Source organism: Methanothermus sociabilis (assembly GCF_055392295.1).
The window spans coordinates 1,007,971-1,033,029 of record NZ_AP042467.1 but is presented as its reverse complement, the minus strand read 5'-3'; the positions used below and the strand labels follow the sequence as shown (position 1 = coordinate 1,033,029).

The following is a 25,059-nucleotide window of genomic DNA, read 5'->3' as shown; positions in this document are numbered from 1 at the left end:
TAAAACATGGAACACCAAAAATTAAAAATCAGTAACAAAGAAATAGAGAAGATTGCAGAATTTATTTCAGATTCTGTGCAGGGTTATATAATGAAAAAAGTTCCTAAAAAAGAAATTCTTGATTTTCAAATAAATGTTGATGTTAAACATGGAAAAACATTAGATATCAATGTGGATGCAGAACTTTATTTAAATCCAATTTCAAGGCATGATCCAAAAACAATTATTGATAATGCAATAAAACATGTCTATAAAGAAATTGATAAATATGTTAGAAAATATGGATTTGAGGAGATTTAGGTGACATGTTATAAATATTGGGGTAAAATACTTGAAATTGCAGATACTATAAAAAAATATAATGGGAATGTACCTAAAGACGTTAGATTTTCAATTTTAAAATCTCTAGAGAAAATAGCACATGACAATACAATTAGTTTTGATGAAGCACAACATATATTTAAAAATAAATTCATGTCTAAGGCTTTAAATGTTATCTATAATTTTTACAACAAAATGAGTGTCCAAATGGAAATTGAGCATGCTGAAAAGGTTATTAATTCTGATGACCCTTGGAAAACATTGAAATCATTTTATTTTTATGATAGGTATGTGAAATTAGTACAAAATGAAGCAATGCTTGCAAAATACAATTCAGATGATAGAATTGTGTTTATAGGTGGAGGTCCTTTACCTCTAACACTTATTTTGACAAATAAGTTATTTTCGATGAAAGGTGTTAGTATAGAAATAGTTCCAAAATTAGCTGAAAAATCTAAAAAAGTTCTTGAGAAATTAGGTCTTAGCAATGAAATAAAAGTAGTATGTGGTGATGAAACTGCATTAAAAAATCTAAACTTTGACATCGTAATAATAGCTGCTCTTGCAGAACCTAAAAAAAGAGTTTTTAAAAATGTAAAAAAATATGTAAGTCCGAAAACAAGGATAATTTATAGGACATACACAGGCATGCGTGCAATTCTCTATTCACCAGTCAAGGAAGAATATACTAAAGGGTTTGTAAAAAAAGGCCTTATATTACCATCAGGAAAAGTTAATAATACTTCCGTATTAATACAATTGAAATAATCTGCCTAAAAGGTGTAAAAATATGGAAAACGAATTTTATGTTGATCCTAAATTTTTAAAATTTAAAGATAAAGAAGTTTTAATAATTCTTAAAAATAATGAAGAAATGAAAGGAAGAATAATTGCAATAGATAATTACTTTAATACAGTTATAGAGACAGAGGAAGGTATACAATTTATCAAAGGTAGTAAAGTGATGTTAATATCAAAACCAGATTAGAGATCAACTTCTATACCTAATATATTTCTTTTTCCATTGTAAACATCTCTTGCTATTTGAGCACTGCCTACACAACCTGAGGCTGCTGAAAGTCTTTTTACAGGTGCTAAATCATTTAATTTATCTTTTAAAGAATTATAGAATTCTTTGTAATCAACCATAGAACCTGTCAACACTATTCCATCTAGTTCATCAGATATTCCTGCTAATCCATGTATTTCCATTTCAATTGTCATCTTCATCGTTTCAATTGCTAATTTTGCTCTTTTATCGCCTTTTTTAAATCTTTTCCATAATTCATCTTTTGCAAGATATACTTTTGTATTTATTTTTGCTATTTTAATTGCACCAGCTTGCGAAAAACATTCATTGGCAGTTTTAATTCCACTATCGATTTTACGAATCATTTCAAGATCTAAAGGGCCATGAATTACACCCATAGCACCTAGACATGCATCTATTCCACCCTTTATCTCACCATCTTGTAATAATATACTGACAGTGTTAGAACTTATATCGCTGACAATCATGTTTTTCCAACCAGTCTCTAGATATGCATTATAACAAATACTAACTTTTTCTGCGCTTGCATGATGAGAATATGCAGCTTTAAATCTTTCATCTAAGCACGGGAGCCTTCGATGAATACCTGGTATCAATATTGCAGGTATCTTAGAATTTTTTATTTCATCAAATACTTTTGTTCCACCACCAGTTACTTTCCCTGCACCTTTAATTGATAATATGCCACGATTTTCAACTTTATCTAATGATTGAATTTTATTTATTCCATCACCCATAGCATATGTGACTGCCATTAATTTTATTTCATCTAAATCTACTCTTTTTGAAAGTTCTTCCAATGCCGAAATTTTACCTTTTGAAAGTAAATCTCTACGTAATTTAAAATATTTAAATTCATCAAAATTTAAAATAGCAAAAGAAATACCAGTTGTACCATGATCCATACCAACAAATACCATATTCCACCTACTTTTCTAATCCACAGAGTTTTCTAAGTTTTGATCCTACTTTTTCTATTTTTAATTCTTTTTCAATCTCTCTTAGTCGCTTGAGGACAGGTCTACCAACTTGATTTTCTAATGCCCACTCTCTTGCAAATTCACCTTTTTGTATTTCTTTGAGTATTTTCTTCATTTCATTGCGTACTTCTTGGGATATAACTCTTTCTCTTCTTGTTAAACCTCCATACTCTGCAGTATTACTTACGTTTTTCCACATTCCTGTCAATCCCTTTTCATATATTAAATCTATTATTAACTTGAGTTCATGGCATGTCTCAAAATAAGCTATTTCTGGTTGATAACCAGCCTCAACTAAAGTATCAAACGCTGCTTTTATAAGTTCAGTTACACCACCACATAATACAACCTGTTCACCAAACAAATCTGTTTCTGTTTCTTCTTTGAACGTCGTTCTTAATATACCTGCCCTAGCAAAGCCACATGCTTTACCCATTGCAAGTGCTTGATCTAACGCATCTCCTGTTACATCTACTTCAACGGCGACTAATGCTGGAATTCCAAATCCTTCTTTATAAGTACGTCGTACCATTGCTCCCGGTCCTTTAGGAGCTATCATTGTAACATTTACGTTCTTAGGAGGAATTATGTTTTTAAAATGAATATTATATCCATGAGAAAATGAAAGAGTGTTTCCATCTTCAAGTCCTGATTTTATGTATTTTTCATAAACTTTTGGTTGAACTTCATCAGGTATTAAAACATGAACAATGTCAGCCCTCTTGGAAGCATCTTCAATTGTTGTTACTTCCATACCATCATTTTTGGCGATATTCCATGACTTACCATCTTTTCTAACACCAACTATTACATTTAACCCACTATCACGCATATTTAATGCCTGTGCTCTACCTTGACTACCATATCCAATTACTGCAATAGTTTTATCCTCAAGTACTCCCATATCTATATCCTTTTCATGATAAATTTTCATGATGATCCCTCCTTTTATATAGTTTTTTTACCTCTTGAAATAGCAGTAGGGCCTGTTCTAGCCAATTCTTTTATACCAAAAGATTCTAATAAAGAAATTAATGCATTTATCTTTTCAGGATCCCCTGTGACTTCTACTGTCAATGTTTCAGGACTTACATCAACTATTCTACCTCTAAATATATTAGCATATTGTATTACTTCTGAACGTGAAGATTCATCAGGTGCATGTACTTTTATTAAACATAATTCTCTCATCACTGTAGTTTTTGGATCTAAATCTCTAACTTTTATAACGTCTACAAGCTTATTTAATTGTTTTGTGATTTGTTCTAATACTTTTTCATCTCCTTTAACTATTATAGTCATTCTTGCCAACTCTGGATTTTCAGATTCTCCCACGGTTATGCTTTCAATATTATAACCTCTTCTAGTAAATAAACCAGATATTCTTTGTAAAACTCCTGGTTTATGTTCTACCAACGCAGATATTGTATGAGTACGCATCTAAATCACGCCCTTACCTTTTTACTTTCTTTTTCACTAGTTTTTTTAAAATTTTCTTTTTCTCCGATTATTTCTGTTAATCCATGACCTGGTGGAACCATTGGTAATATTTCCTCGGGGTCGATTATGATATCTAATACAGTAGGTTCTCCTGACTTAATTGCATGTTTCACAGCTTCTTTAACTTCTCCAGGTTTTTCTACACGTTCAGCATTGATTTTAAAAGATTCTGCTAGCTCTACGAAATCTGGAACTTCACCTAAATAAGAATGAGATAACCTTCTATCATAAAACAATTTTTGCCATTGTGCAACCATACCTAAATATCTGTTGTCCATTATGCAAATAACCAATGGAATATCATATTCCCTTATAGTTGCTAAATCTTGACAAGTCATTAAAAATCCACCATCGCCACAAACAGCAACAACACTGTTTTCAGGTTTTGCTACCTTTGCACCTAAAGCTGCCGGAAATCCAAATCCCATTGTGCCTAATCCACCTGACGAAATAAATGTTCTTGGGCCTCTTGCATTAAAGAAGTGTGCCATCCACATTTGATTTTGACCAACATCTGCTGTTATTATAGTGTCTTTATTAATTGCTTCAGAAAGTTCTTTTACAACTCTTTGTGGCTTTAAAGGTATGGATTCAAAATCCATTTTAGGTTTATATTTTTCTTTATTTTGAATTATTTCATTTAACCATTTTTTAGTGGCTGGATTAACTTTTTTGTTTTTTAAACAATTTATTATTTGTCTTAAGACTGTTTTTGCATCGCCTACAATTGGAATATCTGCTTCTATATTTTTTGAAATTTCTGCAGGATCAATGTCTATGTGTATTATTTTAGCATTAGGTGCAAATTTATTTACATCGCCAGTTGTACGGTCTGAAAATCTACATCCTACTGCAATAATACAATCAGATTCATTTACAGCTAAATTTGCTACTTTTCTTCCGTGCATGCCTAACATTCCTATAGACATAGGGTCATCTTCAGGTATAGCTCCTTTACCTAGTAATGTCGTTGTAACTGGAGCATTAATAATTCTTGAAAGAGTTTTTATTTCTTCTGAAGCATTGGATATTATAACTCCCCCACCTGCCAGAATGATTGGCCTTTCAGATTTACATATAGCTTCGGCAGCTCTTTTCACTTGTAGTGGATGACCTTCTATTGTTGGGTTATAACCTGGTAATTCTAATCCCTTGTCCTGATATTTACTTAATTCTCCTTCTTGAATATCTTTTGGTAAATCTATTACAATTGGCCCTGGTCTACCTGTTGATGCTAACTTGAATGCAGAACGTATAATTGGAGGTATTTCATCAGGATGATTTGGCCTAAAACTGTGTTTAGTAATTGGCATTGTTATTCCTATTATATCAACTTCTTGAAATGCATCGTTACCTATCATGTTTGTTGGAACTTGTCCAGTAATAGCTATAATAGGTGAAGAATCCATATATGCTGTAGCTATACCTGTAACTAAATTTGTTGCACCAGGGCCTGAAGTGGCTATACATACTCCTACTTTACCTGAGGCACGAGCATAACCATCTGCTGCATGTGCCGCACATTGTTCATGCCTAACTAATATATGTTCCAACTCTGAATCAAATATTACATCATATAGAGGTAAAACTGCTCCGCCAGGGTATCCAAAAACAATTTTTGTACCCTGGTCAATCAATGATTTGACTAATGCTTCCCCTCCATTCATGCTGACACCTCTGTTTCATGCCTTATTAATCCTTAAGTTTATAATTATATATAAGGAGGTTATGTTCATGAAAGTACTAGTAGTTGGTGGTGGAGCACGAGAACATGTAATATGTGAATCGTTACATGGAGAAGCAGAGATTTATTCTGTTATGAGCAATTTAAATCCGGGGATAGCACGAATTTCAGAATATAAAATAATGGATGAAAACAATGTAGAAAAAATTAGAGACTTTGCTTTAAAAAATAACATAGACATTGCAGTCATCGGACCGGAATCTCCTCTAGAAAAAGGAATTGTTGATGAATTGATGAAGGCCGGGATAGATTGTGTTGGTCCTACCAAAGATGCTGCAAAAATAGAAACAAATAAGTTTTTCATGCGAAAATTATTTGACAAATATGATATAGAAGGTTCTGTATTTTACCGCGTATTTGATAATTACGAAGAAGTTTGTGAATTCCTTGATAATTTTGACAAAGATGTAGCTGTTAAACCAGTTGGGCTCACGGGTGGAAAAGGTGTAAAAGTTGTTGGAGAACATTTGAAAGACAATGAAGAAGCCAAGCAATATGCTAAACAAGTAATTGAAAATAAAATAGGAGGATATTCAAAAGTAATAATTGAAGAAAGATTGTTAGGTGAAGAATTCACGTTGCAAGCTTTTTGTGATGGTAAAAAATTGGTCCCAATGCCTGCAGTTCAAGATCATCCACATGCTTTTGAGGGAGATACTGGACCTATAACTGGAGGTATGGGTTCATACTCTGATAAAGATGGGTTGCTGCCATTTTTAAGACGTGATGAATATAACAAAGCTGTTAAAATAATGAAAAATACTTTAAAGGCTATAAACAAAGAAGTTGGGCCATATAAGGGTATACTATATGGGCAATTTATGTTATGTGCAGATGGTCCAAAAATTGTAGAATATAACGCTAGATTTGGTGATCCTGAAGCAATGAATGTTTTACCATTGCTCAAAGATAGTTTTTTAGAAATATGTGAGAGAATAGTAGATGGTAATTTGAAAAAAGCAGATTTTAGAAAAAAAGCAACTGTGTGTAAATATATAGTTCCAGAAGGATATCCAAAAACAAAATTTGCTGGTCATCCAATAAAGATAAATGAAAAGGAAATTTCAAAATTAGGTGTAAAATTGTATTATGCATCTGTAACTCAGAAAAATAATAAAATTTACATGACATCTTCTAGATCTTTAGGATTGGTAGCAGAAGGAGATAGTATATACAAGGCTGAAAGACTTTGTGAAAAAGCAACTAATTATGTTGAAGGTAAAGTTTACCATAGGAGAGATATTGGCACTCGTGAATTAATTGAAAAAAGAATTGAACATATGAATTCCCTAAGAAAAGAATAACATTTTTTTATTTTTTTGGAGGAGAAAACATGAAACATGTTTTATCTGTTTGTGATATTAAAGATGAAGTCGAAGAATTAATAGACATAGCTGAAAAGTTTAAAAATGGAAAAATAAAAGAAAAAGTTTTAAAAGATAAAGTCCTTGCAATGATTTTTGAAAAACCATCAACAAGGACTAGAGTTTCATTTGAGGTAGCAGTGTTACAATTAGGGGGCAATGCTCTTTATTTACCTTCTTCAGAATTACAATTAGGAAGAGGTGAATTAATAGCAGATACTGCAAAAGTTATGAGTAGATATGTAGATGGAATAATGATTAGAGCAAACAGACATAAAGATGTTATTGAGCTAGCCAAACATTCTACTATTCCTGTGATAAATGGTTTAACAGATGAGGAACATCCATGTCAGGCACTTGCAGACATGCAAACCATAAAAGAATATAAAGGTGGATTTAATATTAAATTGGCTTTTGTTGGAGATGGGAACAATGTTTGTAATTCTTTAATTCTGATATCTTCTATATTAGGCATTGATATTTCAGTAGCTTCACCTAAAGGTTATGAACCTTCAAATAAAATCGTAAATAAGGCATTAAAAATTGCTAAAAAAACAGGAGCAAAAATAAATATCACTTCAGATGCCATTGAAGCTGTCAAAGGCGCAGACGTTGTTTATACAGATGTGTGGATTAGCATGGGGCAAGAAAATGAACGTAAAACTAGATTGAAAGCATTTAAAAAATATCAGGTTAATAAGAAACTAATGAGTCATGCAAAGGAAGATGCAATATTTATGCACTGCCTTCCAGCAGTTAGAGGTGAAGAAACAACCAGTGATGTTATAGATGGTCCAAATTCTGTTGTCTGGGATCAAGCAGAAAATCGTCTTCATACACAAAAAGCAATTCTTTATAAAATATTTAAAGAACCATAAATAAAAATATTAAAATCAAGTTTATTTTGTTCTTAAATTTATTTTACAAAAGAAAAGTTCTTAATTTTTCTTAAAAATTTTCTACACCTTATAAAATTTGCGAAAGTTTTTTATGATACAAAATTTACCAAAAACTATATATAGGATATAGTCAATTAGCCATATTCCAGATCTTAAGTAAATACTGGAAAAAAACTAACAATTTTCATTTTACATTCTTGTGTATAGGGGGTGAAAAATTTATGAATGCTGATAACATCACATACATCATTGCTTTTTACATATTACTCACATTTCTTGCATGGCCTTTAGGTAAATACATGGCAAGAGTTTTTACAGGAAAAAAAACATTCATTACTCCCATTGTACGTCCTATAGAGAATTTTATTTACAAAATATGTAATATAGATGAGAAGAGAGAAATGAATTGGAAAGAATATGCCATTGCATTCACAATTTTCAATACAGTCATGTTGACAGCATTGTTTTTATTACAAGAAATTCAAGCATTTTTACCTCTTAATCCACAGGGGTTCCCACCAGTTAGATGGGATACTGCACTAAATACTGCAATTTCTTTTATGACCAATACTAATTGGCAGGCATATGCAGGAGAAAATACAATGAGTTACTTGACACAGATGATAGGGCTAACAGTGCATAATTTTCTTTCTGCAGCTGCAGGAATGGCACCACTTCTCGCATTTATAAGAGGTTTTATACGTAGTAATACTGATAAAATAGGTAATTTTTGGGTAGATGTTACAAGAATGACATTGTATGTTTTATTACCTTTATGCATTATTTTTGCACTGTTTTTAATTTCCCAAGGAGTAATTCAAACATTTAGTCCATATATTACAGCTAAAACTTTTGAAGGTGGTAAACAGATTATAGCTTTGGGCCCTGTAGCATCTCAAGAAGCAATTAAAATACTTGGAACTAACGGTGGAGGATTTTTCGGAACAAATTCTGCACATCCTTTTGAAAATCCAAATATATATACAAACTTTGCAGAAACCTTGTTATTTTCATTAATACCAGCAGCCCAAATTTTCATGTTTGGATACTTAATTAGAAATAGCAGGCAAGGGATTGCAATTTATGTTGCAGTAATGGTAATCATATCAATGGCTCTCGCATTAGCTTTATGGTCAGAATATAAGCTAAATCCATTATTAGAAAAAATTGGAGTTACAGGTGAAAATTTAGAAGGTAAAGAAGTACGTTTTGGTGTAACACCTTCAGTATTATTTGGAATACAAACAACTGGAATTGAATGTGGCGCTGTAAATCATATGCATGACAGTGACATGCCACTCACAGGAATGATGTACATGTTTCTCATGGGTGTAAGCAATATTTTTGGTGGATGTGGTGTAGGATTAGTTCTCATGCTTTACTATATAATATTAACTATGTTTATTGTAGGTTTAATGATAGGAAGAACTCCTGAATTCTTGAGAAAAAAATTAGGGATATTTGAAATGAAAATGGCTGTAATTGGAATAGTTGGAATAAATGTTAGTATGTTAACCCTTGCTGCAATTGCAGCAACAACTCCATATGGATTATCAAGTTTAGGTAATCCTTCAGCACATGGATTAAGTGAAATTTTATATGCATACTTTTCAGCACATGCCAACAATGGATCTGCTTTTGCAGGATTAAATAACGATACATTATTCTATAATATAACAACAGGCATTGGAATGTTAGTAGCCAGATATTTAAGTCTAATTCCTGGAATCGCAATAGGAAGTGCATTAGCAAAAAAAGGAAAAATACCTGCAACAGCAGTATCATTTCCAACAACAAACCCAGTTTTTGTCATAATGCTTATATCTGTGATAATAATTGTTGGTGCACTTACATTCTTCCCAATATTAACATTAGGACCTGGCCTTGAACATTTATTCCTCCAAGAAGGCAAGGTTTTCATGTGAGGAGGTGATTAGGACGGTAAAAACAAAATTACCTAAAGAGTCCTTGTTTCAAAAAGAATTAATGATGAGTGCTTTAAAGCAAGCGATTATTAATTTAAATCCACTTGTCATGATCAAAAATATTGTAATGTTTATTGTAGAAGTTGGGGCAATTATAACCACATTTTTAACAATACATGACATGCTTTTAGGTACAAATTTCTTATTTAACCTTCAAATCACATTATGGTTATGGTTTACAGTAATATTTGCAAATTTTGCTGAATCATTAGCTGAAATTCAAGGGAAGGCCAGGTCAGAATCATTGAAAAAAACTAGAGAGGTTTTAGCTAAAAAATTAGATGAAAACGGAAAAATAATAGAAATACCTGCGTCAAAACTTAAAAAAGGAGATATAGTTTTAGTCGAGGAAAAAGATATAATTCCAATGGATGGAGATATAATAGAGGGTAAAGCACTTATAGATGAATCACCTGTAACTGGCGAATCTACACCTGTTATTAGGGAATCTGGTGGAGATAGATGTGGAGTAGTTGGTGGAACTAAAGTACTTTCTGGAAAAATAAAAGTTAAAATAACTGTTGATCCTGAAGAGAGTTTCGTTAACAGAATGATAAAAATGGTAGAAAGTGCTGAAAGAGAAAAAACACCAAATGAAAAAGCTTTAGAAGTGTTACTTATAGGTCTAACAATCACGTTTATTGCTGTAGTTGGTACATTACCAGCATTTGCAAGTTACATGGGCGTTGCAACCACAATACCTGTTTTGATATCATTACTAGTGTGTCTTATGCCTACAACAATTGGAGCATTATTACCAGCAATAGGGATTGCGGGCATGAATAGGCTTTTAAAACATAATGTCATTGCTTTGAGTGGTAGAGCCATTGAAGCGGCAGGCGATGTAGATGTTATGTTACTCGACAAAACAGGGACAATAACACATGGAAGTAGAAAAGCAACAGAATTTATACCACTAAATAATGTAAGAAAAAGTGATTTAGTTTGGGCATCTTTATTAGCATCTTTGGCAGATGAAACACCAGAAGGGAAAAGCATAGTTGAATTAGCAAAAAAAGAACTAAATATAAGGCATGATATTAAAGTGCCGCCAACAGCCAAATTTATTCCATTTACACCGGAAACTAGAATGAGTGGTGTAAACATTGGTAATCGTAAAATAAGGAAGGGAGCTATAGATGCTGTAAAAGAGTTCGTTTTAAAAAATGGCGGCTACTTACCTGAAGATGAAATAGACAAGATCGTTAAAGAAATTTCATCTAGAGGTGAAACACCCATATTAGTGGCAGATGATCATAGAGCATTAGGTATCATAAGACTTGAAGATGTGATAAAGAAAGGTGTAAAAGATAAATTATCTTTAATGAAAAAAATGGGCATTAAAACCATAATGATAACAGGAGATAATCCAATAACTGCAAAAGCAATAGCAAAAAAAGTAGGTGTAGATGATTTCATTGCCAATGCTAAACCTGAAACCAAATTAAAAATTGTAGAAAAATATGAATCAAAAGAAGAAAGACACATAGTTGCAATGATAGGAGATGGAACAAATGATGCGCCAGCTCTTGCAAAAGCAGATGTAGCAATTGCAATGAGCTCAGGTACGTCCGCAGCAAAGGAAGCAGCTAACATGGTTGATTTAGATTCCACTCCATCAAAAATTATAAAAGTTGTAGAAGTAGGAAAAGAGATATTGATAACAAGAGGTGCAATGACAACATTCAGTGTGACAAACGACGTTGCAAAATATTTTGCAATTTTACCTGCCATATTTTCACATAAATACCCCGAACTAGCAGTTTTGAATATAATGGGTCTTACAACGCCTACAAGTGCGGTCTTGTCTGCTGTTATTTTCAATGCAATTATTATACCACTATTAATCCCTCTTGCCTTAAGAGGTGTAAGGTTGCGTCCAGGTTTATCACCTTCACAAATGCTTATACGTAACATACTGATATATGGTGTCGGTGGATTGATAGCACCATTTGTAGGAATCAAATTGATAGATATTCTACTAGTATCTCTTGGATTAGGAGGCTAAAAACATGAAAATCATGAATGAAATAAAAATAGGAATCCTACTTTACATTCTCTTTACATTAATTACAGGCATTGTTTATCCTTCAATAGTTACAGCAATTGGACAAGTACTATTTCCAAAACAATCACAAGGAAGTCTAATCATAAAAAATGGCACTGTTATAGGATCAGAACTGATAGCACAAAATTTTACAGGGCCTCAATATTTCCATCCAAGACCTTCAGCTTGTGATTACAATGTATGTAATTCAAGTGGAAGTAATCTTGGCCCCACGAATAAAAAACTTATTGACGAGGTTAAAGATAGGCTAAATAAGGTAAGAACTGAAAATTCTTTACCAAAAAACATGCCGATACCTTCAGACATTGTCACAACATCAGGTAGTGGTTTTGAGCCATACATATCTGTAGATTCAGCATTATTACAAGCACCTAGAGTTGCAAAAGCAAGAGGAATTTCTGAAGTTGAAGTTGTAAAACTTATATATAGATTTGCAGAAAAACCACTTGGAGCTGATAGAGAAGTTGTAAATATAATGAAATTAAACCTAGCTTTAGACGAATTATATGGTAAAAAACAAAAATAAAAAAATTTAGCTATTTTAGTTTTCTGAGAGGGGCTTTAGCACCACAAGCTTCACATTTTAACATCAGTACTCTGCCTTCCTTAATTATTCTTGTATCTGGTCTATTACATTCCGGACACATAACGTATTTGTCTATATATTCTTTTATTCGTCTATTAATTAGAGATATTGATATTTTACCCTGTAATATTGCCCTGTCGCCTTCTATATTTCCTGCAGTACCTAATTCTCTTAATAAATATTTTAGAAATTGTTGTGGATCTCTATTTAGGGAATTTGCAATTTTTTTGAAATTTGTAATAAAAGTTCTATTTCCTTGTATAACTACATGAGCTTTAGGTACCTTAAATCGTTTTGTTTCAAAAACTTCTGGTGGTAACTGATCTATGGCTCTATCAAGTAATTTTTCATAATCCATTTTTTAACCTCCTTTTTTATACAGTTCCGAAACCTCCATCTCTATCTTTATATATCATTCCTTTGTCTCTCAATGTCTTAAGTATTTCCTTAGTTTCATTTTCATCTATATTATATCTCTCATTCATCTCAGAGATTATCATAGATTCTGGAACTGATTCATATTCGTCTTCTAACTCTTTTATGAGTTCTAAAGCTGCATTATATTTATCTCTTTTTGATTTTGGAGTTCTACCTTCAACCTTGTCTATATCTATTTTACCTGTTTCTGGATCATATCCAAGTTGTTTTAAACATGCTTCGACAAGTCTTATTGCTCTTTTAGCATCTTCAACTTCAACTTTGTCTTTAAGTTTCATTCTGGCAGAAGCTTCTGCAAGTCTTACAATAGACTCTAATTGCCTTACTGTTATTGGAACTGGTGAATCTTCTTCCAACCCTTTAGAACGCATTGAAACATAGAAATCTTCTATAACTTCTCTAGCATCTTTTGTCAGTTTTGGCTTGATATATTTTCTTGCATATGCTATATATTTTCTTAATAACTCTGGATCAATTTCAGGCTTTATATCTCTAGCCTGGTGGATTTTAAGGACATGTTCTGCTAACCTACGATCTCTATCTTTATTTGGTAAATCTTCAATTACAAAAATTAAATCAAATCTAGACAATATTGTTGAAGGTAAATTAATTTGTTCAGATATAGATTTATACCTGTCGAATCTTCCAAATTTTGGGTTTGCAGCTGCCAAAACAGAACAACGTGAATTTAGGGTTGCCATTATCCCTGCTTTAGCAATGCTTATTGAATTATGTAATACTATACCATGTGAGACAAATAGATGATGTGGTTCAACAGTTATATCATAAACCCATTTTGAGTCAGAATTTTCAACGAACTTTACATTTTTAACTTTAATAAATCTTATATTTCTCTGCCTTTCATTATTTGATATTTTAACACCTTTTTCATCGTCTTCTATATCCTGAACAATTTCATTTTCTAAAATATTCTGATCCTGGTTATTCTTATTTCCTGAAGTCTCTATTAAATCATTAATTCTTCCAATGCGGAAATCATCTTTAATTATCTTAGCAAATTTTTTCATGTTTTCTTCCCCATCGATTATAACTTTATAAGTTCTTTCATCTTTTGAAATATAGGAATAAATTCCCATCATTAAAAGTAAATCTTGTAAATCTTCTGCCATTTTTATTGAAGGTGTGGAATAACCAACTCTACAGTTGTCTACAAAACCACTTCTTTTGAAATAAGCATTTAAAAATGCCTTTTTAACACTTTTAGAACTCATTAAAATCTTATTTGGAACTTTTACATGTGTAAATCTTTGAGATTGTGATTGCAGGGAAAGTTCAGGGAACTCAGTAATAAGATCATGATAAAATTCTTTGGAAGCAATTTTAACCGTAAAAGTTTTATGACCTTCTTTTTTCTTAGAAATGTTGTATTTAATTCCTAGTTTTTTTACTATGGTTTCAAATTCTTCAAGCAATTTTTTATTAGCATTGCTAAACACAATTTCATAAAAACCATCTTTATATGTGCATTCTCCTGAAAGTATGAATCCCAAAAATTTAGCAATATTTGGATCAATACTAGAATTTCCAGATATTTCATAATTATTTACACCTAAAACAACCATGCCTTCCTTAATTTCATCTGCACGTACAATTTTAATATCCTTGTCCCATACTACAAACGGATGCTCAGGTGTTACAGTGACATTCCTACCATTCTCAAATTTTATTTTCACAAACTTGTCAGGAGCTTTATGCCTGCTTATTTTATTAACGTTGGCTGGAATTATTTTTAAATTTTTCAAGTCATAAGCCATTACTTTAAGGTCAAGGTCATCTGTCATTAAAATCTCAGTATCCTTTCCATAAATGATCTTATTTTTATTTTTTTCCATAAGTTCATCTACAAAGTTTCCTATTTTCATCTTTCTTCCATTTGCAAGAAGAATTTCGAAATCTTTATGATAACTTTGCTGTTCAAGTGCTTCATGGATTGCGGAACGATCTTCTTCCCGCATTTTATCAAGTTCATCGATGCATACAACTCCTTTATCTCCCAAAACTAATGCTCCTGCCTCAAGTGACCATCCACCAAATTCATCACGTATAGCTGCCGCTGTCAATCCCACACCCGTTGTTCCTTTACCACTCGTGTATATGCCTCTTGGTGCAAGCTTTGATACATATTTTAACATTTGTGATTTACCAATTCCAGGATCTCCAATCATCAATACGTGAATATCTCCTCTAAGTCTTGTACCATCAGCAAGTTCCTTAGGAACACCACCAAAAAGTTGCAATGCTACTGCTTCTTTAATTTCTTCATGCCCATAGATCGATGGTAGAATAGAATTTATAATTTTTTTACGTATCTCTGAATCTTTTGCAAGTTCTTTTATTTTTTTCTCATCTTCTTCTGATATTTCGACTTCTTCAAATTCCTGCTCAATAAATTCGACATAATTACCGTAAATAAAGTTCTTAAACCTGTTTCTACCTTTATGCATTGTTTTTAAAATTCCTGTGATTCTAACCACATCGCCAGGACTTACAATGTCAACAAGATCATCCTCTAAAACAAGAGTAATTTGACGAGGTTGTTCTCCACCTGCTAACTGTTCTAAAGGTTCTTGTATTTTCAAAGTTTGTGTATCAACAAATTTTGAATTTTCCTTTTCAAGTCTAAATGACCTGCTACCACATTCTTCACATCTCGCTGGTTTAGTTATTTTATTGAATTCTTGAGGAACTTTTTTGACAGAATAACATTTTTCACATACAAATGTTCCTTCAGCTATACGTGGGCGTACTTCTTCAGTTTTTCTAACAATTCCTTCTACACACACTAATTTACCAATATATTCACTTTTTAAATCACGAAGATTTACTTGTGGAAAAACATTTTTGAATCTAACATGTATTTCTGGATTTTTTCCTGAAGGATCTAATTGTTTAATGGCTTCTTTTGCACAACTCATACATTCTTCAGGCTTTTCAATTAAATAATCAGCTAAATCTATATTAAACATCTCTAGATCTACATAGTCAACTACAATAGATTTTTCGTCTGGGTAATTCTCCAAAACTTCATATACTTCATCTTTATATTTTAATGAGAAAAATTCTTCAAATTTTTTTATTATTTCCTCGTTTTTCATTGTCATTTTCTTAGTTTTTGAATTTTATTTTCTTAAAATTATTCTTTCCCACCATTATTTTTCTTATTTTTAAATTTAAATTTTTTTCATAAATAAAATATTTTCTCAAAAAGATTAAAATCATAAATCACTGGTTAAAAAGATTTTATTATTTTATCCAAGACTATTTTCTGTTAAAATCACATTATAACATGACTAAAAAACAAAAACATTCTGCACAAGTTATGTGTAGAAAATATTCAAAAATTTTATTAAAAATTATTTTGAGAATAAAAAACATTAATTTATATTTAAAGATATCTATTTTGAGGTGGGAAAAAGAATGATAGAATTATCAAAACTCTATGGTTTAGATATATACACATCTCAAGGTAAATATGTAGGAAGAGTACAAGATGTAGTTATAAATTTAAAAAAAGGTAAAGTGTCTGTTATCATGGCAAATCCTAGAAGTCCTGAAAAAAAGACTGTTGGAATTAAAGATGTATTAAAAACAAGCATAAAAATTGTTCCTGATGAAAAAGAAACTTATGTAAATGATAATGAAATAATAAACATAGATTACGACAGAGTTAAAGCTGTAGGTGACATAATTATCATTTCTCCATCAGAAAAGACAGAAAAACCAAGAGTGATCTAAACATGAGATGTGGGATTATAGGATGTGGTGCAATTGCAAATACAATAGTTAACCTTGTCTTAAAACAAGATATCAAAAAAATAAAATTAAAATATTTTTATGACAGAAATTTTAGAAAAGCTAAGAAGCTAGCAAATTTAACAAATGGCACTGCCGTAAAAAAGGTAGAAGAAATGTTCAATGGAGTTGATTTGATAATTGAATCTGCTTCTCAGGAGGCAGTTAAAGAAATTGTGCCCAATATAATTAGTAGAGGTATAGATGTTTTGATTATGAGTGTGGGTGCACTATTAGATGAGAAAGTTAGAAGAAGATTGATAAAGGAATCTAGAGAATCAGGAGCTAATATATACATACCTTCCGGTGCAATAATTGGTTTAGATGGTGTAAAAGCCGCATCCTTAGGCAAGATAAAAGAAATAAAACTTATAACGAGAAAATCACCTACTTCGTTAGGTGTTAAGACCAAAAAAAAGGAGGTCGTGTTTAAAGGGAAATCCTCAGAAGCTGTTAAAAAATTTCCAGTGAATATTAACGTTGCCGCGGCATTAAGTCTAGCCTCTGGAATAGATGCGGATGTAAAGATAATTGCAGATCCTGAAGTTGAACACAATATCCATGAAGTCCATGTTAAAGGAGATTTTGGAGAGTTTAAATCTATAACAAAAAACACTGTGTGTGAATTAAATCCAAAAACAAGTGTTTTGGCAGCATATTCAGCAGTCACTTTACTAAAAATTTTAAGTGATAACATACGTGTTGGCACATGAAAAAATGTGAAATATTTTCAAAACTTAAAGCTCCTTGTACAGAAATTGTTTTAAGAATAGATGGGAGAAATTTCCATAGAATTAGTGAAGAACTTAAATTAGAGAAACCATATGATAAATCTCTAGCCAATGCTTTAGCTAAGGCAGGAATATCTTTGTGTAAAGAATTTGCTACAAGGTTTATTTATATTTTTTCTGATGAATTTAATGTATTACTTGGACATGTTCCATTTGCAGGAAGAATAGAAAAATTAGATTCTGTATTTGCAAGTTTTGTTTCTAGCTCTGTAACTATAAATTTAATAAAAGAAGGAAAAGAAATTAAAAAGCCAATATCCTTTGATTGTAGAGTAATCCCATTACCTAAAAATTTAATACATAAATATTTCATAGATAGACAAAAAGAAGCTTGGAGAAATTGTTTAAACAGTTATGCATATTGGACTTTAAGAAAGGAAATGGATAAAAAGAAAGCAAGTAAAAAACTTAAAGGAATGAAAGGTGCAGAAATCCATGACCTTCTTTTTGAACGAGGTATTAACATTTCAAAAGTTCCTACCTGGCATAGACGAGGTTTTGCAATATACAAAAAGAGTATAACGGTTGAGGGATATAACCCTGTTCTAAATAAAAAAGTAAAATCCAAACGTAAAAAAATATTCATAGATTGGGACTTGCCAAAATTCAATAAAAATTTTTTTAAGAGGTTTTTTTGATGATAAATAGGTTATTACGTTTCTTATTTGGTGATAAAAAAGAAATCATGGAAATACAGGTAAATAAAGAAGTAATAAATGAAATACTTAAGAATTCTAAGAATGCTCATCCAAGAGAGTTTGCAGCCCTACTCCAAGGAAAAATTGAAAATCAAATACTGAAAATAACAGGATTATTTATAATTCCTGGAAGTAGTTCTGAGGAAGGTGCCAATTTATGGACTTTCACTATACCTCCATTCCTAAAAATTTATGGCTCTGTTCATTCTCACCCAACTACTGACAACAGACCATCAAGGGCAGATCTGGAGTTTTTTTCTAAAAATGGGATATTCCATATGATAGTCGCATATCCCTATACTCCTGAAAGTATAGCAGGATACGATATGCATGGCAGGGAAATAATTTTTAAAATTGTTTGATTGATCAAGATAACTTCAATTAAAATCTAATATCCTTCATAAACCAAACATTTAAATAGTGAAAAATAGAAAGTAAGTGGAGATGAAGAGTCACATGTCTAGTATGGAAATCTCAGAATTTCCAAAAAGGACATGTGTCTCTGAATTAACATGTGGGGGTAGTGTCCCTCCCTGAATGCCTCTATATGAGGAAAAATGGGACGGTCTCTGCTTAGAAATGCGGAGATAAATGGAAATATAGAGGGATGTGAATACTTTGCCTAAGAGTAGATATAGTAGAGGTAGAAGATATTCTACACCCGTAAATGTGGGTGAAGAATATAACGTAAAAATAGAGGACCTTGGACGAAATGGAGATGGAATAGCCCGTATAGAGGGTTTTGTGATATTTGTCCCAGGTACTAAAGTTGGAGACGAAGTTAAAATAAAAATAAATGCTACAAGACGTAAATACGCCTTTGCTGAAGTAGTTGGGTAATTCCCTATTTTTTATTTTATTTTTTTAAAAAAAATAAAAATTGGGTTTAAATACCTTATTTTTCAGATTTCATTCTTATTTTCTTTGTATTTTCCCAAACACCATGTAAGTTACATCTAAGCAATGCCCTTAATGTATAGTCACCATGTCCTGGAGAAGGTGCCTTAACCACGAAAGTTACATCAGGCTTTGTAAATTGTGTAAACTCTGCCCTACCCAAAAAGACCGGACCAACAAACAATTCTATCCACTGTATAAAATGATCTTTTTCCATTGGATGTGGAGCATTTGTAGATATCCTTACATTGAAAAATTCATCAGGTTTTGTTGAATCTTTACATTCTATTAGTGGAACATGCTTCATCTCATATTCAGTTTTTTCTTTCATCCTATTTATTTTGTGGAACATTTAATCACCTTTCTTGTAACAGAACCACCAATCATAACATTCATAGGTTTCTTTTCTTTTTTCAGCATCTTTTATATTTGATGGAGGAGGTACTATCCTTTTATCACCAATAAGTTCATTTTTAGGCCAGTTTGCAGGCAACGCCACTTTTTCCTTTTCGATTGTTTTAAAACCCTTTATCATCCTAAGAATTTCATCTATGTTTCTCCCTAATTCTTGAGGATAATACAACATTGCTCTTATAACTGACTTATCATCTACAATAAATACTCCTCGTACAGTGTTTGAACCTTGTTTTGGGTGTATGAGGTTTAATTTTTTTGCAACTTCTCCTGTATCTGCTATTATTGGAAACTTTATTACTATGTTTAAATTTTCTTTGATCCACTCTATCCACTTAATATGGCTAAAGACTTGATCAACGCTTAAACCTATTAACCCACAATTTAATTTCTTAAATTCCTCATATTTATTTTGGAAAGCCACAAATTCTGTTGTACATACTGGTGTAAAATCTGCAGGATGGCTGAAAAGTATGAACCACTTACCATCAAAATAGTCTGGCAATTTTATTCTGCCATGGGTAGTATTAACATCTAAAGACGGGAATTTCTCACCTATTAACATCTTAACCACTTCTTTATTATTACATACACAAATATTTTTTTAATATCTTATTTAAATTTTATTTATTATCAAAAAACAAAAAATATATATAAAGAAAGAAAAAATTGGGAGGAAGATGATCAGAGTGGAAAAAAAAGAAATAGAAAGATTAAAAAAAATGGGGTATCATTTTGTAGGAAAAAATCAACATACTGCTGTAAAGACGTGTTTATGGACAAAAAAAAGTTTGTTAGATGAAGGAGTCTGCTACAAAGAGAAATTTTATGGTATAAGAAGCCATAGATGTTTACAAATGTCACCTAGTGTATTTTTCTGCCAACACAGATGTTTGTTTTGTTGGAGAGATTTAATTTCAAAATCATATAAATGGGAAGGATCTTACGACGATCCAAAGGAAATAGTGGATGGATGTATAGAAGCTCAAAGAGCACTATTATGTGGATTTTTTGGAAACGAAAAAGCAAATAAGAAAAAAGTTTTAGAGGCTCAAAATCCTAATAATGCTGCTATCTCACTCGTTGGAGAACCAACATTATATCCTTTAATAGATGAGTTAATAGAAGAATTTCATCGCAAAAATTTCACAACATTCTTAGTAACCAATGGACTTTTACCAGAAAGATTAGAGAATCTCAATGAGGAACCTACTCAACTTTATATTTCATTGGAAGCTCCCAATAAAGATAAATACATTAAAATTTGTCGTCCATTGGTTAAAGATGGCTGGGAAAAATTAAATAAATCTTTAGAAATCATGCCTACTTTTAACTGTAGGAAGGTCATAAGGATAACTGCAATAAAAGGAATTAACATGGATTATCCAGATAAATTCGCCGAATTAATTAAAATTGCAGAACCTGATTTTGTTGAGGTCAAGGCATATATGTATCTAGGTTATTCAAGAAAAAGATTAAAAATGGAAAACATGCCATTAGCCCAAGAAGTATTTGATTTTGCCAATGAAATATCTAAAGAAGTTGGAATGGAAATCGTTGACAAATCTGAAAGAAGTAGGGTAGCTTTGTTGGGTTAATAATTGAGTTACTAAACTAATTAATTTTAAGTTGATTTTTTGAGTAAATAAAATTTTTTATATTGAAATCTAAAATTTAGAAAACATGATAGCCATTAATGAAAAATTATGTAAAGGATGTGGCATATGTATCGAATTTTGTCCTCGTAATGTATTTGAAATGTCAAAAGAGATTAATGAAAAAGGAGTACATGTACCACTACCTAAAAGTCCTGAAAGGTGTACAAAATGCAATATATGTGTCTTAATGTGCCCTGATCAAGCTATTTCGGTGAATAAAAATGAGTAAAGAGTTATTTATTCAAGGAAATGAAAGTTTTGCAATTGGTGCCATTAAAGCAGGATGTAGATTTTTTGCAGGATATCCTATTACGCCTTCCACAGAAATAGCCGAAAAAATGGCAAAATTATTGCCAAAATATGGTGGGATATTTATACAGATGGAAGATGAAATAGGTGCTTTAGCTGCAGCGATTGGAGCAGTTTGGAGCGGCCTAAAAGCAATGACAGCAACCTCTGGTCCTGGATTTTCTTTGATGCAGGAACATATAGGTTATGCTGTAATGACAGAAACTCCAGTAGTCATCGTAGATGTTCAAAGAGGTTCACCATCTACAGGGCAGCCTACAATGGCCTCCCAAAGTGATATGATGCAAGCAAGATGGGGTTCACATGGTGATTATGAAATAATAGCTCTTTCACCTTCATCAGTTCAAGAATGTTTTGATTTTATGATTAAAGCTTTTAATTTTTCGGAAAAATATAGAGTACCCGTAATAATTCTTAGCGATGAAATAATAGGCCATATGCGTGAGAAAGTAGTAATACCTGAAAAAATAAACGTTGTAAAAAGGAAAAGACCCAAAGAAAAAACAGATTTTTTTAAAGCGCCGCCTGATGGAACCCCTCCAATGCCTCCTTTTGGGGAAAATTATCAAATACATGTAACCGGCCTTACACACAATGAAAAAGGATATCCTGATGCTTCAAATCCAGAAACACATGAAAAACTTGTTAAAAGACTCTGTAATAAAATATTGAAAAATAAAAATAAAATTATCCATATTAAAGAAGAATACTGTAATGATGCTGATTTAATAGTGATTTCATATGGAGCTCCTGTTAGATCAGTAATAAGTGCTGTTAAACTGGGAAGGAAAGAAGGTTATAAAGTTGGATATGTAAAATTAGACACGCCATGGCCATTTCCAGATGAAAAAATATCTGAATTAGCAGACACTGCAAAAAATATTCTTGTTGTTGAAATGAATCTTGGACAAATGTTTTATGAGGTTCAAAGAGCTGTGAAAGGTAAAGCAAATGTGTATTTACTTCCAAAAATTGGTGGTGAATTACATAAACCTGTGGAAATTCTTTCAGAGATTAGGAGGATTTTAAGATGAAAAATGCTTTTTTAAAATATTTAAGAGAAGACAGACTTCCACATATTTTTTGTTCAGGTTGCGGCAATGGAATTGTAATCAATACATTCCTAAAAGCTATGGAAATGGCCAAAATTGAATTTAAAAATACTGTACTTGTATCTGGAATTGGATGTTCATCAAGAATACCTGGTTATATAAAATGTGATTCTTTACATACAACTCACGGAAGGCCTATAGCATTTGCAACAGGGATTAAATTAGGAAATCCAAAGTTAAACGTAGTGGTATTTACTGGAGATGGAGATGCTGCAGCTATTGGTGGGAACCATCTCATCCATGGAGCAAGAAGAAATATTGACATGACTGTTATTTGCATCAATAACAGCATTTATGGAATGACTGGAGGTCAAGTAAGTCCTACATCTCCAAGAGGTAGTTATGGAACTACAGCTCCATATGGTGTAATTGAAAATCCATTTGATCTTGTGAAGTTAGTTAAATCCTCTGGTGCAAGTTATGTTGCAAGGTGGACAACTTATCATGTTTTACAATTAACAAAATCAATTAAAAGAGGTCTTAAAAATAAAGGCTTCTCCTTTATAGAAGTTGTTTCACAATGCCCAACTTATTATGGAAGAATGAATAACATGAAATCTGCGGTTGAAATGCTAAAATGGATGAAAAAAAACAGTATAAATATAAGAAAAGCAGAAAAAATGGATAAAGATGAACTTAAGGGTAAGATTATAGTTGGAGAATTTGTAAATCGAAAACTGAAAGAATTTTCTACTGAAATGTATAAACTCATTGAAAAGAAATATGGGAAAATAAACACAATAAAGTCAGCTTATGAGGGATCAGATTGAGAATAGAAGTAAGATTTGCAGGTTTTGGTGGTCAGGGTATAATTTTGGCTGGTATAGTACTTGGAAGAGCAGCTGCATTATATGACAATATGTATGCTGTACAAACACAATCCTATGGGCCAGAAGCCAGAGGTGGAGCATCTAGATCTGAAGTAGTTATTAGTGATAAAGAAATAGACTACCCAAAGGTACAAAATCCAGATATTTTTGTTGCAATGTCTAATGAAGCATTTTCAACATATATAAACGATTTAAAACCAAAAGGTATAGTAATAATTGATTCAGATCTTGTTAAACCCTCCAATATTAGAAATGATGTAAAATTATTCAAAATTCCAGCAACAAAGTTAGCCGAAAAAAAGATAGGATTACCCATCGTAGCCAATATGGTCATGGTAGGTGCACTTACATCCTTAACTAATATTGTAAGTAAAAAAGCTGCAAAAAAGGCTATAATTGATTCTGTACCACCAAACACGGAAGAAAAAAATATAAAAGCATTTAATGAGGGTATGAAGGTGGCAAAAAATGAAACTGTACGAGTACAACGCTAAAAAATTATTTAAAATGGAAGGAATACCAATACCAGAAGGTTACGTAGCAAAAAATCCTGATGAAGTTTATGAAGCATCTAAAAAAATAAATGCTCCAGTAGCTTTAAAAGCACAGGTTTTGGTTGGTGGAAGAGGTAAATCAGGCGGTATAAAATTTGCTTCATCACCAAAAAATGCCTATGATTTATCTAAATCATTATTTAATACCAAAATTAAAGGAGAAAAAGTAAAAAAGATTTTAATTGAAGAAAAAATAGATATAAAGGAAGAATTGTACATTAGTGTAATTATTGATCGTGCAGCTAAAAAACCTTTAATTATGGGTAGTGTTCATGGTGGCGTAGATGTTGAAGAAAAAGTAAGGGAGAATTCTATAGTAAAATATCATGTCAATCCTCTTGATAAATTCATGCCATATGAAGGTAGAGAAATAGCACGTAAAATGGGTCTAGAAAGTAATTTGATACCCAAGGTTGGAAATATCATATGGAAAACTTACAAACTATTTAAAAAATATGATGCTAAACTTGTGGAAATAAATCCATTGGCTATAACTCCAGACAACAAAGTTATAGCTCTAGATGCAAAAATTGATTTAGATTATGATGGAGTTTATAGACATCCTGAAATACAAAATTTAGAAGAATATAAAGAAAGAGAATTTGCATTCACAAAATTAGATGGAGATATTGCTGTTATTGGTAATGGAGCTGGTTTGACTTTAGCTGCTATGGACATAATAAGTTTATATGGGGGAAAACCAGCTACTTTTCTTGATATCGGAGGAGGTGCATCCTCAGAAGTCATTGAAAAAGCTTTAAATTTTGTTTCATCTCTTTCAAATGTTAAAGTAATTTTTGTTAATATATTAGGTGGGATAACAAGAGCAGATGAAGTTGCAAAAGGAATTGTAAAAGCATCAAATGAATTAGATAGAGATATACCAATTGTTATACGTCTTACAGGGACTAATCAAAGAAAAGGACATGAAATTTTAAAAAATGCTGGAATACCTTTTGAAACTTCTCTTGAAAAAGCTGCAAAGAAAGCTGTTGAAATTTCAAATAGTTTTAAATGAGTTATTTCTATCTTATGTAATGAGGTGTT

27 protein-coding genes are annotated in these 25,059 nt (G+C 31.8%); 19 read left to right on the top strand and 8 right to left on the bottom strand.

Annotation, left to right across the window (positions count from 1 at the left end; genetic code table 11):
- Nucleotides 1–6 precede the first annotated feature (6 nt).
- The 3 genes from ACZ5LY_RS05625 to ACZ5LY_RS05615 are packed head-to-tail and all read left to right on the top strand — an operon-like array spanning nt 7 to nt 1,309.
- A complete protein-coding gene (locus tag ACZ5LY_RS05625; RefSeq protein ID WP_464577332.1) occupies nt 7–300 on the top strand; it encodes a DUF3194 domain-containing protein in 294 nt (97 codons plus the stop codon).
- A complete protein-coding gene (locus ACZ5LY_RS05620; RefSeq protein ID WP_013413139.1) occupies nt 301–1,089 on the top strand; it encodes a nicotianamine synthase family protein in 789 nt (262 codons plus the stop codon).
- Between the two features lie 22 nt (nt 1,090–1,111).
- The gene (locus tag ACZ5LY_RS05615; RefSeq protein WP_013413138.1) at nt 1,112–1,309 is read left to right on the top strand and encodes an LSm family protein; all 198 of its coding nucleotides are present in this window, start codon (nt 1,112–1,114) and stop codon (nt 1,307–1,309) included.
- Here the strand turns inward: ACZ5LY_RS05615 and ACZ5LY_RS05610 are convergent.
- From ACZ5LY_RS05610 to ACZ5LY_RS05595, 4 genes are read right to left on the bottom strand one after another with little or no spacing between them, the layout of a single operon-like run.
- Nucleotides 1,306–2,292 carry a methanogenesis marker 12 protein gene (locus ACZ5LY_RS05610; protein ID WP_464577329.1) on the bottom strand — a complete coding sequence of 329 codons (987 nt, stop codon included), beginning with the start codon at nt 2,290–2,292 and terminating at the stop codon, nt 1,306–1,308. The genes ACZ5LY_RS05615 and ACZ5LY_RS05610 overlap by 4 nt on opposite strands.
- A gap of 7 nt (nt 2,293–2,299) precedes the next feature.
- A complete protein-coding gene (gene ilvC, locus ACZ5LY_RS05605; protein WP_013413136.1) occupies nt 2,300–3,286 on the bottom strand; it encodes a ketol-acid reductoisomerase in 987 nt (328 codons plus the stop codon).
- 14 nt (nt 3,287–3,300) lie between these two features.
- Nucleotides 3,301–3,792 (bottom strand): acetolactate synthase small subunit, encoded by a 492-nt coding sequence (ilvN, locus tag ACZ5LY_RS05600; RefSeq protein WP_013413135.1) that lies wholly within the window; start codon nt 3,790–3,792, stop codon nt 3,301–3,303.
- 5 nt (nt 3,793–3,797) lie between these two features.
- Complete coding sequence (locus ACZ5LY_RS05595; protein ID WP_013413134.1) at nt 3,798–5,519, bottom strand: acetolactate synthase large subunit; 1,722 nt, start codon at nt 5,517–5,519, stop codon at nt 3,798–3,800.
- Between the two features lie 67 nt (nt 5,520–5,586).
- On the opposite strand from ACZ5LY_RS05595, the gene purD reads away from it, so the two are divergent.
- From purD to kdpC, 5 genes are all read left to right on the top strand, one after another.
- On the top strand, nt 5,587–6,900 hold the full coding sequence (gene purD / locus ACZ5LY_RS05590; RefSeq protein WP_013413133.1) for a phosphoribosylamine--glycine ligase: 1,314 nt from the start codon (nt 5,587–5,589) through the stop codon (nt 6,898–6,900).
- A gap of 29 nt (nt 6,901–6,929) precedes the next feature.
- A complete protein-coding gene (gene argF / locus ACZ5LY_RS05585) occupies nt 6,930–7,838 on the top strand; it encodes an ornithine carbamoyltransferase (RefSeq protein ID WP_013413132.1) in 909 nt (302 codons plus the stop codon).
- Between the two features lie 242 nt (nt 7,839–8,080).
- Complete coding sequence (kdpA, locus tag ACZ5LY_RS05580; RefSeq protein WP_464577325.1) at nt 8,081–9,784, top strand: potassium-transporting ATPase subunit KdpA; 1,704 nt, start codon at nt 8,081–8,083, stop codon at nt 9,782–9,784.
- 4 nt (nt 9,785–9,788) lie between these two features.
- On the top strand, nt 9,789–11,852 hold the full coding sequence (gene kdpB / locus ACZ5LY_RS05575; protein ID WP_464577323.1) for a potassium-transporting ATPase subunit KdpB: 2,064 nt from the start codon (nt 9,789–9,791) through the stop codon (nt 11,850–11,852).
- Nucleotides 11,853–11,856: 4 nt separating this feature from the next.
- Nucleotides 11,857–12,438, top strand: a complete 582-nt coding sequence (gene kdpC, locus ACZ5LY_RS05570) for a potassium-transporting ATPase subunit KdpC (protein WP_013413129.1) — start codon at nt 11,857–11,859, stop codon at nt 12,436–12,438.
- A 10-nt stretch (nt 12,439–12,448) separates the two neighbouring features.
- Here kdpC and ACZ5LY_RS05565 read toward each other — a convergent pair whose 3' ends face one another.
- Nucleotides 12,449–12,856 (bottom strand): translation initiation factor IF-2 subunit beta, encoded by a 408-nt coding sequence (locus ACZ5LY_RS05565; protein WP_013413128.1) that lies wholly within the window; start codon nt 12,854–12,856, stop codon nt 12,449–12,451.
- A gap of 16 nt (nt 12,857–12,872) precedes the next feature.
- Nucleotides 12,873–16,058: an LAGLIDADG family homing endonuclease gene (locus tag ACZ5LY_RS05560; RefSeq protein WP_464577321.1), complete on the bottom strand. Its 3,186-nt coding sequence runs from the start codon at nt 16,056–16,058 to the stop codon at nt 12,873–12,875.
- A gap of 316 nt (nt 16,059–16,374) precedes the next feature.
- Between ACZ5LY_RS05560 and ACZ5LY_RS05555 the strand changes: the two genes are divergently transcribed.
- The 5 genes from ACZ5LY_RS05555 to ACZ5LY_RS05535 all read left to right on the top strand — a co-directional run bounded on the left by ACZ5LY_RS05555 (nt 16,375) and on the right by ACZ5LY_RS05535 (nt 19,078).
- Complete coding sequence (locus ACZ5LY_RS05555; RefSeq protein WP_013413126.1) at nt 16,375–16,692, top strand: PRC-barrel domain-containing protein; 318 nt, start codon at nt 16,375–16,377, stop codon at nt 16,690–16,692.
- Nucleotides 16,693–16,694: 2 nt separating this feature from the next.
- The gene (locus ACZ5LY_RS05550) at nt 16,695–17,462 is read left to right on the top strand and encodes an aspartate dehydrogenase (RefSeq protein ID WP_013413125.1); all 768 of its coding nucleotides are present in this window, start codon (nt 16,695–16,697) and stop codon (nt 17,460–17,462) included.
- The gene (locus ACZ5LY_RS05545; protein WP_464577318.1) at nt 17,459–18,178 is read left to right on the top strand and encodes a tRNA(His) guanylyltransferase Thg1 family protein; all 720 of its coding nucleotides are present in this window, start codon (nt 17,459–17,461) and stop codon (nt 18,176–18,178) included. The genes ACZ5LY_RS05550 and ACZ5LY_RS05545 overlap by 4 nt, the downstream gene beginning before the upstream one ends.
- A complete protein-coding gene (locus tag ACZ5LY_RS05540) occupies nt 18,178–18,600 on the top strand; it encodes a Mov34/MPN/PAD-1 family protein (RefSeq protein ID WP_013413123.1) in 423 nt (140 codons plus the stop codon). Before ACZ5LY_RS05545 ends, ACZ5LY_RS05540 begins: the two co-directional genes overlap by 1 nt.
- Nucleotides 18,601–18,856: 256 nt before the next feature.
- Nucleotides 18,857–19,078, top strand: a complete 222-nt coding sequence (locus ACZ5LY_RS05535) for a TRAM domain-containing protein (RefSeq protein WP_013413122.1) — start codon at nt 18,857–18,859, stop codon at nt 19,076–19,078.
- Nucleotides 19,079–19,133: 55 nt separating this feature from the next.
- Here the strand turns inward: ACZ5LY_RS05535 and ACZ5LY_RS05530 are convergent, their stop codons facing one another.
- Both ACZ5LY_RS05530 and ACZ5LY_RS05525 read right to left on the bottom strand, forming a co-directional pair.
- Nucleotides 19,134–19,487 carry a class II SORL domain-containing protein gene (locus ACZ5LY_RS05530; RefSeq protein WP_013413121.1) on the bottom strand — a complete coding sequence of 118 codons (354 nt, stop codon included), beginning with the start codon at nt 19,485–19,487 and terminating at the stop codon, nt 19,134–19,136.
- Nucleotides 19,488–20,114 (bottom strand): peroxiredoxin, encoded by a 627-nt coding sequence (locus tag ACZ5LY_RS05525; RefSeq protein WP_013413120.1) that lies wholly within the window; start codon nt 20,112–20,114, stop codon nt 19,488–19,490. It lies immediately after the preceding gene.
- A gap of 118 nt (nt 20,115–20,232) precedes the next feature.
- On the opposite strand from ACZ5LY_RS05525, the gene twy1 reads away from it, so the two are divergent.
- From twy1 to sucC, 6 genes are all read left to right on the top strand, one after another.
- The gene (twy1, locus tag ACZ5LY_RS05520) at nt 20,233–21,147 is read left to right on the top strand and encodes a 4-demethylwyosine synthase TYW1 (RefSeq protein WP_464578005.1); all 915 of its coding nucleotides are present in this window, start codon (nt 20,233–20,235) and stop codon (nt 21,145–21,147) included.
- Nucleotides 21,148–21,232: 85 nt separating this feature from the next.
- Entirely contained in the window at nt 21,233–21,436 is a 204-nt protein-coding gene (locus ACZ5LY_RS05515) for a 4Fe-4S dicluster domain-containing protein (protein ID WP_013413118.1), read from the top strand.
- A complete protein-coding gene (locus ACZ5LY_RS05510) occupies nt 21,429–22,550 on the top strand; it encodes a 2-oxoacid:acceptor oxidoreductase subunit alpha (protein WP_464577314.1) in 1,122 nt (373 codons plus the stop codon). The genes ACZ5LY_RS05515 and ACZ5LY_RS05510 overlap by 8 nt, the downstream gene beginning before the upstream one ends.
- Nucleotides 22,547–23,398 (top strand): 2-oxoacid:ferredoxin oxidoreductase subunit beta, encoded by an 852-nt coding sequence (locus ACZ5LY_RS05505; protein ID WP_464577312.1) that lies wholly within the window; start codon nt 22,547–22,549, stop codon nt 23,396–23,398. The genes ACZ5LY_RS05510 and ACZ5LY_RS05505 overlap by 4 nt, the downstream gene beginning before the upstream one ends.
- Nucleotides 23,395–23,952, top strand: coding sequence for a 2-oxoacid:ferredoxin oxidoreductase subunit gamma (locus ACZ5LY_RS05500; protein WP_464577310.1), 558 nt, complete (start codon nt 23,395–23,397; stop codon nt 23,950–23,952). The genes ACZ5LY_RS05505 and ACZ5LY_RS05500 overlap by 4 nt, the downstream gene beginning before the upstream one ends.
- Nucleotides 23,927–25,030 carry an ADP-forming succinate--CoA ligase subunit beta gene (sucC, locus tag ACZ5LY_RS05495; protein ID WP_013413114.1) on the top strand — a complete coding sequence of 368 codons (1,104 nt, stop codon included), beginning with the start codon at nt 23,927–23,929 and terminating at the stop codon, nt 25,028–25,030. The genes ACZ5LY_RS05500 and sucC overlap by 26 nt, the downstream gene beginning before the upstream one ends.
- Nucleotides 25,031–25,059: the final 29 nt, after the last annotated feature.